Source organism: Kitasatospora sp. NPDC024654 (genome assembly GCF_055559155.1).
Window position 1 is genome coordinate 95,737 of sequence record NZ_JBVHLF010000017.1, and the last position, 12,762, is coordinate 108,498.

Here is a 12,762-nt window from a genome sequence, read left to right on the forward strand (position 1 = left end):
CCCGCTGTTTCCCGTCGTAGCGACCGGTGATGGTCGGTCACATCCCCACGCAGGCGCTACTGTGGAGCAGAGGGCCGGTGGGGGACCGACTACTCCTTACTTCGTGTCCGACCACCCTGCCGAGAACCGTGCGGCGAGGTCGGTGGCGCGGCCCGTGACGAACCCGTGCCGCCGCGTCGAACGGGCGCCCACCAGGCACCCGGCCTCGGCCACGAATTCGTATTCCTGATCCGCCCGCGCGACCCGCGGGCGTGCCACGTGTGCGGGAGGGAACTTGGCTAACGAATTTCTGCAGGCTGCCGCCGAGGACATCGACGAACTCCTGCTGCTCTATCGCCAGGTCTACGGGCGGGACTACGCGTTACCGCTGGGCACCGACCCGGAGGTGATGGGTCGGGAGATCGCCTCGCCGAGCTCCACCTGGCTGGTGGCCCGGGACGACCGCGGCCGCCTGGTCGGCTCGATCCTCGGCACGGTGGACCAGGTCGCCCGGGTCGGCAAGCTCCAGGGCCTGGTGATCCACCCGGAGGCCCGCGGCGGCGGGCTGGCCAACCTGGCCGTCCGTCAACTCAGCGACGCGATGCTGGCCGACAGCCAGGAGACCGACTCGGTCTACGCGACCGCGCGGACCAACGCGACCGCGCCCCAGCGCACCTGCCTGCGGGCCGGGTTCCACGCGCTCGGCATCTTCCCCAACCTCCGCAAGGCGGCCAAGCACGAGACCATGGTGCTGCTGGCCCGGCACCGCCCCGGTGTGCTCGACAAGCGGATCCCGGTCGAACGGGTTCCCCAAGCACTCGGCGGACTGATCGAGGCCCTTCGACGGACCCTCGGCCCGCACCAGCAGCCCGAGATCAGCGACGAGCCGCTGCCGCCGAGCGGTCCCGCTCGGCGCGGCGCCCGGAGCGAGCTGGAAATGATCGACGCGCCGAGTTTCGTGGCCCGCCGCTACGCGCGTCAACTGGCCGACCCGGAGGACGGCTTCTATCCCTTCCACACCCCGAACGTGCTGCTCAGCCGGGTGGACGGGAGCGCCGAGGTGTACGCGCAGCTGAGCCCCTCGGACGGCTACTGCACCCTGATCGGCGCCTCGCCGGGCCTGGCCGAGGCCGACCTGGAGGCCATCACCGAACGGCTGGCGGCCGGCGGCGCCGGCTACATCGAGACCCTGCTGCCGCTCGACGCCTACCAGGAGCTGAGCCGGCTGCTCGCGGCCGGATTCCTGCCGGTGGCCGCCTACCCCGCGATGCGCCGGGAGGAGGCGGGCTACCGCGACTACGTGGTGATGGCCCGCACCCTGCAGCCGCTGGACTTCCGCGGCCTGGCCATCGACGCCGCGTTCCAGCCCTTCACCGAGCAGTACATCGAGCTGTGGACCAACCAGCACCTCAACACCTACGGGATATTCCAGTGAACCAGTACCTGCAACCGGTCGCGGTGCCCGATCCGGAGGCCCTCGCCCACGTCCAGCGGCTCTGCGACATCGCCGAGCCCTACCGCGTCGGCGCCGACCTGGACCAGCTCTTCACCGAGGCGATGAACGAGTCGAACGCCTGGCACGCCGCCCGGTCGCCGTTCTACGCGAGCCTGCTGAAGGCCGGCCCGTCCGCCGGCAGGCCGCTGGCCGGCATCGAGGAGCTCGACCGGCTTCCCTTCGTGCACGCCAACTTCTTCAAGGCGCACGAGATCGTCTCGATCCCGCGTGAGGACGTGCGGATCAACCTCACCTCCTCCGGTACCACCGGCCAGAAGTCGCAGATGTTCTTCGACGACTTCACGCTGCGCAACGGCCAGCGGATGGTCGCCCGGATCTTCGACCACTACGGCTGGATCGGTTCCGACGAGCCGGTCAACTACTGGCTCTCCAACTACCAGCCGCGGCCCGGCCTGAACCTCGGCACCTCGTTCACCGACGAGTACCTGTGCCACTTCGCGCCGGTCCGCTCGGCCGAGTACGCGCTCAAGCACACCGGCAGCAGCCACGAGTTCGACCCGTTCGGCTGTGTGCGGGCGCTCATCCGGTTCGCCGAGGAGGGAGCGCCGGTGCGGATCCTCGGGTTCCCCGCGTTCCTCTCCTTCACCCTGGACCGGATGCGCGACCTCGGGATCGGGCCACTGGAGTTGGACCCGCGCTCGCTGGTGGTCTTCGGCGGCGGCTGGAAGGGCCACGCCGACAAGCAGGTCGGCAAGCCCGAGCTGTACCGGCGGATCCACGACCAGCTGGGCATCCCGGACGAGCGGATCCGCGACGGCTACGGCGCCGTCGAGCACTCGGTGTTGCACATGGAGTGCCCCAACCACCGCCTGCACGTGCCGACCTGGGCCAGGCTGCTGATCCGCTCGGTGCGTGACCTGACGCCGCTGGGCTACGGCGAGCCCGGCTACCCGCAGTTCATCTCCCCGTACATCACCTCGGTGCCGGCCCAGTCGGTGCTGATGGGCGACCTGGTGACCCAGCACGCGCCCGAGGAGTGCGGCTGCGGCCTGCCCACGCCCTGGTTCGCCGTGCACGGCCGGGCCGGCCTCAGCCGGAACAAGAGCTGTGCCATCGCCGCCGCCGAACTGCTCAAGACCGAGGGGACGTTGTGACCGCCGTGACCACCGACCGGCACTACTGGCAGGGCGAGTGGGTGGAGGACGCCGAGGCCGACCGCCGGCTCGACGCGCTCGACCGCTGCGCCGCCGACGCGCTCGCCGAGCGCCTCAACCCGCTGGTGGTGCTCGCCGCCTGCGACCGGTTGGCGACCGCGCTGACCGACCCGGCCAGCCCGCAGTCGACCGAACTGCGCGCCCTGCTGGACGCCGCCGGGATCCCGGCCGAGGAGGCCGGGCGGACCCTGCCCGACCTGGCCGAGGCGCTCTCCCGGGAGGCGCTGGAGGTCAAGGTGATGCGCGAGCTCGGCGGCGTCGACCCGGGCCGGCTGGCCCGCTTCGACTTCCGCCGGGAGATCTTCGAGGGCTGGCTGCCGGTCGGCCTGCTGGTGCACATCGCCGCGGGCAACGCCCCGGCGGTCGGCGCGCTGAGCGTGGTCGAGGGCCTGTTGGCGGGCAACCTCAACATCGTCAAGACCAGCGGCGACAGCCGGTTCACCCACGGCCTGCTGGCCGCGCTGGCCGACCTCGACCCGACCGGGCTGATCGCCCGGCACGTGGTGGTGCTGGGCTTCTCCTCCGCCCGGACCGACTGGACGGCCCGGCTCTGCGCGGCCGCCGACGCGGTGGCCGCCTGGGGCGGCGAGGAGGCGATCAGCGGGATCGCCGCGCTGCTGCCGGCCGGTGTCCGGCTGGTCGACTGGGGGCCCAAGCTCTCCTTCGCCTACCTGACCGCCGAGGCCTGGTCCGAGCGCACGGTGCTGGACGGCATCGCGGCCGACGTGATCCGGCTCGACCAGCAGGCCTGTGCCAGCCCGCAGGTGGTCTACCTGGACACCGACGACCAGGACGAACTCTTCGCCTTCGCCGAGCGGTTCGCCGCGGTGCTGGAGGAGGCGGTGCCGGTCGGCGGGCGGCCCGTGCCGGAGCTGCAGGAGAGCGCCGAGATCACCAACACCGTGCTGGTGGCCCGGCTGGAGGAGCACCTCGGGCTGACCCGGGTGCACGCCGCCGCGGACGGCCGTTGGCACGTGCTGGCCGACACCCGCGGTGCGCTGCGCGCCTCGCCGCTGCACCGCACGGTCTGGGTCAAGCCGCTGCCGCGCAAGCGGATCGGCGAGGTGCTCCGCCCGATGCGCCGCTACCTGCAGACCGCCGGCATCGGGGCCGCCCGGGCCGACACCGCCGAGCTGGCCGGCGCGGTGCTGGCGGCCGGCGTCCAGCGGGTCACCGTGCCCGGCCGGATGCTGGAGAGCTACGACGGCGAGCCGCACGACGGCGTCTACGCGTTGCAGCGCTACAGCCGCCGGGTGGACGTACAGCTGGACGAGCGCTTCGCCGCCGACGCCTGCCTCGACGACCTGATCGGTGCGCGCGAACTCCCGGTCCCCGCCGTGCCGGTGACCGCCAAGACCGAGTTCGAGCAGCTGCAGGGCGACCTGAGCCGGGCCGAGGTGTTCTTCCGCAGCGGCGGCAGCTCGGGCGCGCCCAAGCTCTCCGCGTTCAGCTGGGACGACTACCACGAGCACATGCGGCACGGCGCCGAAGGCGTGCTGGCGGCCGGCTTCGACCCGCGCACCGACCGGACGATGAACCTGTTCGCCGGCGGGCTGCTCTACGGCGGGTTCCTCAGCTTCTACTCGGTGCTGGAGAACCTGCGCGCGGTGCAGTTCCCGATGGCCATGCAGAGCGACCACGCGCTGGTCGCCCGCTCGATCGTCGAGCACCGGGTGGACACCCTGTTCGGGATGCCCAGTTACCTGCTGCGGGTGTTCACCGAGGGCGCCGAGGCACTGCGCGAGTACCGCGGGGTGCGCAAGGTCTTCTACGGTGGCGAGCACTTCCCCGAGGGGCAACAGGCCTGGCTCCGCGAGGAGTTCGGGGTCGAGCTGATCCGTTCGGCGGCCTACGGCAGTGTGGACGCCGGGCCGCTCGGCTACCAGTGCCCCGATGCCCCGGAGCGGGTGCACCACCTGTTCAGCGGTCTGCAGACGCTGGAGATCCTGGACCCGGAAGCGGACCGTCCGGTGGCGCCGGGCGAGGCCGGCCGGCTGGTCTTCACCGCGCACACCCGTCGCGGTCAGCGGCTGGACCGCTACGAGATCGGCGACCTCGGGCGCTGGGTGGAGGGCGACTGTGCCTGCGGCCGGCGCACCCCGCGGTTCGAACTGCTCGGCCGGTTCGGCGACATCTTCCGCAGCGGCAGCCACTTCCTCAACTATCGCCGGTTCGTCCAGGTCGCCGAGGAGCGGCTGGGGCACCACGACGCCGTCCAACTGGTGCTGGCCGAGAGCGAGTCGGACGGGGAGACGCTGACCGTCAAGCTGGCCGGTGAGCCGCTCGGCCAGGACGACGCGGCGGTGGGGGAGTTCCTCGATGGCTATCCGGAGCTGGCCGCCGCCGCGGTGCGGGACGAGTTGGTGAGGGTGATCGTGGAGCGCTGCCCGGTCGAGGAGTTGGCGCACACCGAGGCCAGCGGCAAGCTGCTCGCGGTGGTGGAGCGGCGGGCCCGCAATCTCTGACGTAGCGTCAGAAATGCTGAGGGCGGCGGCTCCCGGGGTTTCCGGGGGCCGCCGCCCAGGGCGCGTCGGCCGGTCAGTCCATCCGCTGGTCGAGCAGTCGGACCAGCTTGCCGGTCCGCGGGTTGACCAGCAGGCCGTCCGGGCCGGTCCACTCCACGGCCAGCGGGTGGATCAGGCGCTTGGTCACGTGGCTGCCGAACATCGGCCGCAGCTCGGCCAGTCGGCCGGCCAACTCGTCCGCCAGCTTGGCCCGTTCGTCCGGGTCACCGCCGACCGGGCCGGCCAGCCGCAACACCAGCTGGTCCAGGCCGTCGTGGTGTCGCAGCACCACCTGGAGGTTGCCCACCAGCCCGTTCCGGTCGGTCTCCGCGACCAGGGTCCGCAGGTCCTCCAGGTAGACGGTGACCACGCCGACCCGGGCGGCCTCGTCCGAGCGGCCCAGCAGCCGGAATCGCCGGCGCGGGAAGTCCACCCACTCGGCCAGGTCGCCCACCGGGTAACGGATCACCGGCATCAGGCGGCGGGTCAGGTCGGTGGCGACCACCCGGCCCGGGCGGCCCTCCTCCTCGATCGGCTGTCCGGTCTCCGGGTCGAGCAGCTCGACCACCTTGTCGGTGGTGAACACCTCGTGCACCCGGTTGTCGGTCTCGCCGGCCACCGGGCCGGCCAGGATGCCCGCGTCCACGCTGGCGTAGCCGATCGAGCGCACCTCGGCGTTCGGGAACGCCCGTGCCAGCATGGCCAGTTGGTCGCCGTAGCAGGCCTCGCCGGCGAACAGCGCGATCCGCACCAGCGGCAGCGTGCCGACCGTGTCGAGCACCTGGCCCGCCAGCCGGCAGAGCGAGGTGGGCGGTGCGGCGATCACCGTGGCACCGAGATCGCGCAGCGCCGGCACGGTGAAGTCGAGCGGCGCGGCGCCGCCGATCGGCAGCTGGACGGTGGGGACCTCGGCGTCCTGCAGGGCGTTCAGGGTGAAGACGAAGCTGGAGTAGAGCTCGCCCGCGTAGAAGAGGTTGGCCACCCGGTCACCCGGGCGCAGCCCGGCGGCGGGCAGGCCGGCGCCGAAGCAGCGGCTCATCCGGCGCCACTCGTCGCGGGTGTACAGCGACAGTCGCGGGGTGCCGGTGGTGCCACCGGTCTTGAAGAGCAGGCCGTCCTGGTGCGGGCCGGTGACTACCCGGCTCGGCTCGGCGTCGTGGGCGGCCCAGTAGGCGGTGTGCTCGGTCAGTGGGAGCGCGGTGAGGTCGGCGACGTCCTCGGGCAGGTCGGCGTAGAGCTCGCGGTAGAAGGGCGAGTGGGTGCGGACGTGCCGTATCAGTTCTGATACCTGATCAAAAGTCATCAGAGGCAACCTAACTGTGGGATTTGATGACTATCTTAGACATATCATCCACTCGCTCGATGGCCGGCCTGACCCCGCGTGAGCCTGGTGGTGGATCGCCGACCGGGTGGGGTGCGATGGTCCGTTCGGGCGGGCCGTCGGGCGCGGCGGCGGGCGGCCCGCGGGCCGGCTGGGTAGAAACGGGGGACGTGGGCGGCGGCCGGCCGCCCCGCTGAGGGGAGGGGTCCTGACCGGTCGGGCTGCTCTGAGGACGGACGAGGTGCTCAGCCTCGGCGTGGAGGAGGAGTTCTTCCTCGCCGACCACACGAGCCGGGCATTGACGGCATGCGCGCCGGTCGTCGTCAAGCGAGCCAGAGACCTGCTGGGCGACGGGGTCACCGTCGAGCTCTTCCCGACCATGGTGGAGATCCGGACCAGGCCGGTGCTCACCCTGACGGAGCTGGCCGCCGAACTGCGCCGGGTGCGCGCCGGTGTGGTCGCCGCGGCCCGCGAGGCGGGCTGCCGGGTGGTGGCCTCCGGGACGATCCTGCTGCCCCCGCCGGTGCTGCCCGAGGTCAGCGAGCAGGACCGCTACCTGCGGCTGGCGGCGCAGTTCTCGCCGCTCGTCATCGGCGACCAGGGCGCCGCCGTCTGCGGCTGCCACATTCACCTCGGGGTCGCCGACCGGGACGAGGCCGTCCGGTTGGCCGGACACCTGCGGCCCTGGCTGCCGACCCTGCAGGCGCTCACCGCCAACTCGCCCTACTTCCGGGGCCGGGACAGCGGCTACGCGAGCTGGCGGGTGATGCGCTGGGGGAACTGGCCGGAGGCCGGACCGACCCCGCTGGTGCCCGACGCGGCGGCCTACGACGCGCTGGTGGACACCCTGGTCCGGTCCAGGATGCTGATCGACCGTCGGATGGTCTACTGGTACGCCCGGCCCTCCGAGCACGTGCCGACCCTGGAGATCCGGGTCGCCGACGTCAATTCCGACCCGGACACCGTGCTGCTGCTGGCCGGCCTGCTGCGCGGGCTGGCCGTGGTGCTGCTGGCCGAGATCCGCCGCGGGGTGGCCGCACCCGTCCTGGTCGAGCCGGTGCTCCGGGCGGCGCACTGGCTCGCCGCCAAGGACGGGCTGCGCGGGAGCGCGCTGGACCCGGTGACCGGCACGCTGCTGCCGGCCGACGAGGCGGTCGAGCGGCTGATGGACCGGGCCGCGCCGGGGCTGGCCGCGGCGGGGGACGAGCAGCGGGTGGCCGAGCTGTGGGAGCGGCTGCGCGCCACGGGGGACGGCGCCACGCGGCAGCGCGCGGCCTTCCGGTGGCGCGGTGAACTGCGGGACGTGGTGGACCTGCTCACCCTGCCGGAGGAGCCGGCCTGACGGGTGCCGGCCCGGTGCGGGTGGCAGCGGCCGATCGGCCGCCGGATACCGTGGAGCCCGATCGCGCGGCCCCGGGCTCCACGGCGCGCGCGGTCCGACGGTCCGACCCCTGCGAGCTGAGAGGCCCTCATGTCCACCCGCTTCCCCGCCCCCTCCACCGTCGCCGCGGGGTGGGCCCGCATCCCCGAACCGCGGCCGGCCGCCCGGCTGCGGCTGATCTGCTTCCACGCCGCCGGGGCCGGCCCGTCGATGTACCGCTCCTGGGCGAGCGGCCTACCGGAGGAGGTCGAGCTGGTCGCGGTGCAGCTGCCCGGGCGGGAGACCCGGCTGGGGGAGGAGCGGTTGACGGACTACCCGACCGCGGTGGCGGCCGCCTTCGAGGGGCTGGCCCCGCTGTTCTCCCGCCCGTACGCGGTCTTCGGGCACAGCATGGGCGCGCTGCTCGGCTACGGGGTGGCCCTGGCGGCCCAACGGGCCGGCCTGTGCGGGCCGTCCCGGCTGCTGCTCAGCGGCTGCGAGGGACCCGGGGCCTGGCGGACCGTGCCGGAGCGCCTGACCTGGAGCGACCAGCGGCTGGTGGAGGAGCTGCGGCGCAACGGCGGCACCCCGGAGGAGGTGCTGGCGATGCCGGAGCTGCTGGAGCTGGTCCTGCCGGTGCTGCGGTCCGACTACCGGATCGTCGACTCCTTCCAGCCGCCCGCGGGCGGGCGGCTGGAGTGTCCGCTCTCGGTCTTCGGCGGGGAGGAGGACCGGATGGACCGGGACGGCCTGGCGGCCTGGTCCGCCGTCAGCCGGGCGGAGTGCTCGGTGCGGATGTTCCCCGGCGGGCACTTCTTCCTGACCGGGGAGGCGGGACCGCGGGTGCTGGCCGCCATCGCCGCCGACCTGGCCGCCACACCGGCCTGAGCGGCACCCGCTACGTCGTGACCGGGCGGAACTGCGGGCCGTAGACGCCTTCCCCGTCGGGCAGCGGAATCTCCATCAGGCTGAGCGCCGGGCCCTCCATCGCCCGCATGGCGTGCACGGCGGCGCGCAGCGTGCCCGGGTCGCCGGCCGTCCAGGCGGCCTCCAACCGGCGCAGCATTTCGGTGAAGATGGCGTCGAACCGGCGGAGCAGCCGCTCGGCCTCGGGCGGCGGGGCGGTCCAGCCGCCCGCCGGGACCGAGCCCATCGGGTTGACCTCGGGGAAGGGCACCCGCTCGCCGGTGAACCCCCAGACGCCGTCGACCCGCCGCAGCCGGTGCTCGTGGTAGATCTCGCCGAACGCGTAGTAGTGGGCCGGGGTCTCGGAGCCGAACCGGCTGTCGGGCGACTCGGAGGTGCCCTCGCCCTGCTCCTTGATGATCTCGATCGCCTGCTCGACGTCGTCCAAGCTCTCCACCGGGAGCAGCCGGTCCGGGCCGATCCGGTCGGCCAGCTGGCCCTCGGCCGAGAGTTCGGGCCGGACGTCGCGGAACGCCTCCAGCAGCGCGGTGTAGAAGGCGCCGATGGTCGGCGGTCCGGCCGCCATCCGGGCGAGCGGGGTCTCCGGGGTCTCGATGCCCATCAGCACCTCGTGCACGTACTCCTTGGTGAGCCCGGAGAGGTGGACGACCAGTCCGGGCCGGACCCCGCCCGGGAGCGGGCCGGGGTACGAGGGCACGGCGTCGGCGATCCGGGGCCGGCCGCCCACCGCCACCAGCAGGTTGCAGGCCAGGCCCATGTGGTACATCTCGTCGTTCACGATGCGGCGGATCAGCCGGGCCGCCTGGTGGCCACGATCCCTGACGGACCACCAGGCGCAGAGGTACGGCGGGATGGTGGCGAACTCCAGCTCCACCGCGACCTGGAGCGCCGCCCTGATCCACTGGACGTCACGCCGGTTGCCGGGCACCGCCAGCAGCCGCGCGACCGCTCCGACGGCGGTCGCGCCGGGTGGCGCGGTGGGTGCGGCCGCCGCGGGCGGCGCGACCACGGCCGGCCCGGCCGCGGCCAGGCCGGCCGAGGCGAGGAAGTCCCTGCGGCTCAAAGGGGGAACCCGTCGGCTCTCATCGATCACATCTGCCTCCGTCCTTGGGCGACCGGCCTCGGTCCTTCGGCCGCGGGCCGCTCGGCTGCCTGGCAACGGCTGGCGAAGCTACCAGCGGATCGGCCGCCGAGCCGGCGCCGCCACCGGGACACCCGCCGGTCACCACCCGGGAGGCTCAGCCGTGCCGTCCGGCGAGCAGGACCTGGTCCGGTGCCGGCCGGCACTCGGGAACGGATTCAACGAACTCCAGCAGGTTGCCGACCGGGTCCTGGGTGTAGAAGCGGCGGTGCGGCGGCAGGCTCTCGTCCCAGACCACCAACGCACCGAGATCCGCCAGGCGCGTCGCGAAGTCGTCGATCGCGCTGACCACCAGTCCGGGGTGAACCTTGGTGGTGGGCCGGAAACGCTCCTCGATCCCCAGGTAGAGCCGGACCCGGCCGCCGTCGGCCGCGAACCAGCAGCCACCCCGGTCGGTCAGCGGCGCCGGCTTCGGGATCTCGGCCAGTTGCAGGATGTCGCAGTAGAAGGCCCGGAGCAGTGCTTCGCTGCCGGGCGGTGCGCTGAGCTGGACGTGGTCGAGGGCCGTGATCACAGACGGCCTCCTCTCGGTGGTGGTGGTCATGGTGGGCCGCCCGAACTCCCGGGTGACGGTGGGGAGTCGGGTGCACACGGCGGCGCGCCGCCCGACGGGTGATCCACGTCGGCGCGGGCCGATAAACTGATGCTGAGTCAGAATTCCGTGTTGGTGGGGTCGTTATCGCAGGGCGGGGAGGGGCGACGACAGGCGGGGGTGGGGGCCACGGTGGCCCGGACTACTGCAATCCATGTCTCTCGCCTCCTCCCGGCCGGACGAACCGTCTTCGGTGCGTCATCGACTCGGCAAGGAGCTCACCGGCGCGCCCGAGCCGCCGGATCACCCCAACCCGTCAGAGCTTTGGCACTGCACGGCGTGATCCAAGCCCGAAGGACTGGAAGCCACTTGGGATCAACCCTTAAGCCGGGAAGATCTGTCCTGAACCTGGGCGTCTCTCGACGTCGTGGGGTCAGTGGCCTGTGTCCGTGCAGACGCCTCACCGAACGAGGTGCCTTCTGCAAACCTCGGCAAGCCTAGCTGCCGCCGGGCGACCGGGTTGACCATTTTGCCGACGCTTGACGTTGGGAGGTGATGCCGGCCGGCCGCGGGCGCCGGCCGACCACCTCGGCCCGTCCGCCCCTCACCGACCCGCCTGCTCGGGCTCCCCTCCCAGCTGCTGCGCGGCGCGGACCGTCCGTCCCGGGCCGCGCCGGACCCGGCGGCCGCCCGGGCGCTGGGGGACGTCGCGGCCGGGCTCACCGGCACCGGGTTCCCGGCCGTCGCCTGATTGGTCGCCGCTACGCGGTGTGGCGCAACCGCAGGACGTTGTCCTCACGGGTGCCGGGCAGGCCGTCCGGGTCGCTCAGCTCGCGGATGAACAGCTCGTCGCGCTCGACCCGCCACCGTCCCGGCGCGAGGTCGAGCGAGTCGAGGACCTCCGCGGTGGTGGGGAAGTGGTAGTCGAAGTGCGGGGTGTGCTGCCACGAGGGCCAGCCCGCGTGACCGACGATCAGCAGTACCCCGCCCGGTGCCACGGCCTCGGCCGCCCGGCGCAGGATGGCCGTCCGTTCGCCCTCCAGCTCGACCGGGGAGTGCAGGAACTGGGCGGACACCAGGTCGAAGCGGCCGGCGGGGAACGACTGCGACAGGTCGTGCCGCTGCCAGTCGATCCGCTCGGCGACCCCGGCGTGGGCCGCGTTGGCGGCGGCCCGGCGGAGCGCGGTCGCCGAGACGTCGACGGCGGTGACCCGCCAGCCCCGGTCGGCCAGCCAGATCGCGTCGGTGCCCTCGGAGCACCCGAGGTCCAGCGCGGTGCCGGGGGTCAGCTCGCCGACCTCCCGGACCAGCGGCTCGTTGGGCTTGCGGACCCGGCCCCACGGGCTCTCGCGGTCGCGGTAGAACTCCTCCCAGTACTCGTAGGCGGTGCTCTGTGGCGAGGTGTCGGTCATCGGTCGTCTCCTCGGTCGGGTTGGTTGGCTGGCGCCTTTCGGCGAGCGTGCGACAGCCGGCGGCCAATTGGCAAAGTTCCTTGCCGGAACGGCAAATGAGGCGAGTGACCTCCCGTGGGTGGCGGGCGTTGATCGGGCGTGAACCGCTTCGCCGCCGCCGTCGCCCTCCTCGCTGTCGCCGTGCTCGGCGTGCCCGCCGCCGCGGCCAGCGGGTCGCCGCCGCGAGCGCCGCTCGGGCGGCTGTTCGGGAGCGAGAACCGGCGGATGCCCACCGACCGCCGGGAGGTCGCGCTGACCTTCAACGCCGCCTGGGACGAGACCGGGGTGCCCGAGGTGCTGGCGACGCTGCGGCAGCGCGACGCGCCCGCCGACTTCTTCCTCACCGGGCGGTTCGCCGAGCGCCACCCCGCCGCCGCCCGGGCCATGGCGGCCGAGCACGGCATCGGCAACCACTCGTACAGCCACCCGCTGTTCGACCGTCTCACCGCCGACCAGGCCCAGCAGGAGGTCCTGCGGGCCGACCGGGCGATCCGGGCGGCCACCGGCGTGGCGCCGTTGCCGTTCTTCCGCTTCCCCTACAGCGCCACCACCCCGCAGGGCATCGCCGCGGTCAACGCGCTGGGCTTCGCGGACATCGAGTTCTCCGCCGACACCGACGGCTACCTCGGCACGCCCGGCGGGATGACCGTGCGGAAGGCGGTCGACCGGGTGATGGCCGCGCTGGCACCGGGGGAGATCGTCGAGATGCACGTCGGCGTCGACGAGAGCGGTGAGGCCGGGCCCACCGACCTCGACGCCGAGGCGCTGCCGCTGATCATCGACGCCGTCCGGGCCCGGGGCTACCAGTTGGTCGACCTGCGCACCCTGCTGGACGGCTGATCCGTCGTCCCGGCCCGGATAGGCTCGTCTCCCCGAG

General features: G+C 73.1%; 10 protein-coding genes and 1 riboswitch. Of the genes, 6 read left to right on the forward strand and 4 right to left on the reverse strand.

Annotated elements, in window-relative coordinates:
* Positions 1-274: 274 nt before the first annotated feature.
* Genes ACZ38L_RS13410 through ACZ38L_RS13420 form a run of 3 tightly spaced genes read left to right on the forward strand, consistent with a single transcriptional unit; the run spans position 275 to position 5,114 of the window.
* Entirely contained in the window at positions 275-1,414 is a 1,140-nt protein-coding gene (locus ACZ38L_RS13410) for a GNAT family N-acetyltransferase (protein WP_465692300.1), read from the forward strand.
* A complete protein-coding gene (locus tag ACZ38L_RS13415) occupies positions 1,411-2,589 on the forward strand; it encodes a LuxE/PaaK family acyltransferase (RefSeq protein WP_396565421.1) in 1,179 nt (392 codons plus the stop codon). Before ACZ38L_RS13410 ends, ACZ38L_RS13415 begins: the two co-directional genes overlap by 4 nt.
* Entirely contained in the window at positions 2,586-5,114 is a 2,529-nt protein-coding gene (locus ACZ38L_RS13420) for an acyl-CoA reductase (RefSeq protein WP_465692302.1), read from the forward strand. Before ACZ38L_RS13415 ends, ACZ38L_RS13420 begins: the two co-directional genes overlap by 4 nt.
* Positions 5,115-5,187: 73 nt before the next feature.
* On the opposite strand, the gene ACZ38L_RS13425 is transcribed toward ACZ38L_RS13420, so the two are convergent.
* Positions 5,188-6,456 carry a phenylacetate--CoA ligase family protein gene (locus ACZ38L_RS13425; protein WP_465692304.1) on the reverse strand — a complete coding sequence of 423 codons (1,269 nt, stop codon included), beginning with the start codon at positions 6,454-6,456 and terminating at the stop codon, positions 5,188-5,190.
* 259 nt (positions 6,457-6,715) lie between these two features.
* Between ACZ38L_RS13425 and ACZ38L_RS13430 the strand changes: the two genes are divergently transcribed.
* Positions 6,716-7,816, forward strand: coding sequence for a carboxylate-amine ligase (locus ACZ38L_RS13430; RefSeq protein WP_465692306.1), 1,101 nt, complete (start codon positions 6,716-6,718; stop codon positions 7,814-7,816).
* Between the two features lie 129 nt (positions 7,817-7,945).
* The gene (locus tag ACZ38L_RS13435) at positions 7,946-8,722 is read left to right on the forward strand and encodes a thioesterase II family protein (protein WP_465692308.1); all 777 of its coding nucleotides are present in this window, start codon (positions 7,946-7,948) and stop codon (positions 8,720-8,722) included.
* A 10-nt stretch (positions 8,723-8,732) separates the two neighbouring features.
* On the opposite strand, the gene ACZ38L_RS13440 is transcribed toward ACZ38L_RS13435, so the two are convergent.
* The 3 genes from ACZ38L_RS13440 to ACZ38L_RS13450 all read right to left on the reverse strand — a co-directional run bounded on the left by ACZ38L_RS13440 (position 8,733) and on the right by ACZ38L_RS13450 (position 11,846).
* Entirely contained in the window at positions 8,733-9,824 is a 1,092-nt protein-coding gene (locus tag ACZ38L_RS13440) for a ferritin-like domain-containing protein (RefSeq protein ID WP_465692310.1), read from the reverse strand.
* A gap of 175 nt (positions 9,825-9,999) precedes the next feature.
* Positions 10,000-10,416, reverse strand: a complete 417-nt coding sequence (locus ACZ38L_RS13445) for a VOC family protein (protein ID WP_465692312.1) — start codon at positions 10,414-10,416, stop codon at positions 10,000-10,002.
* Between the two features lie 318 nt (positions 10,417-10,734).
* A riboswitch (M-box (ykoK) riboswitch) is annotated at positions 10,735-10,913 on the reverse strand.
* A 282-nt stretch (positions 10,914-11,195) separates the two neighbouring features.
* Positions 11,196-11,846 carry a class I SAM-dependent methyltransferase gene (locus ACZ38L_RS13450; RefSeq protein WP_465692314.1) on the reverse strand — a complete coding sequence of 217 codons (651 nt, stop codon included), beginning with the start codon at positions 11,844-11,846 and terminating at the stop codon, positions 11,196-11,198.
* A 138-nt stretch (positions 11,847-11,984) separates the two neighbouring features.
* Between ACZ38L_RS13450 and ACZ38L_RS13455 the strand changes: the two genes are divergently transcribed.
* Positions 11,985-12,725 (forward strand): polysaccharide deacetylase family protein, encoded by a 741-nt coding sequence (locus ACZ38L_RS13455; RefSeq protein WP_465692316.1) that lies wholly within the window; start codon positions 11,985-11,987, stop codon positions 12,723-12,725.
* Positions 12,726-12,762 lie beyond the last annotated feature (37 nt).

Coding starts and splice junctions, on each gene's coding strand:
- ACZ38L_RS13435 (WP_465692308.1), top strand. CDS start 7,946: ATGTCCACCCGCTTCCCCGCCCCCTCCACCGTCGCCGCGGGGTGGGCC.
- ACZ38L_RS13425 (WP_465692304.1), bottom strand. CDS start 6,456: ATGACTTTTGATCAGGTATCAGAACTGATACGGCACGTCCGCACCCAC.
- ACZ38L_RS13450 (WP_465692314.1), bottom strand. CDS start 11,846: ATGACCGACACCTCGCCACAGAGCACCGCCTACGAGTACTGGGAGGAG.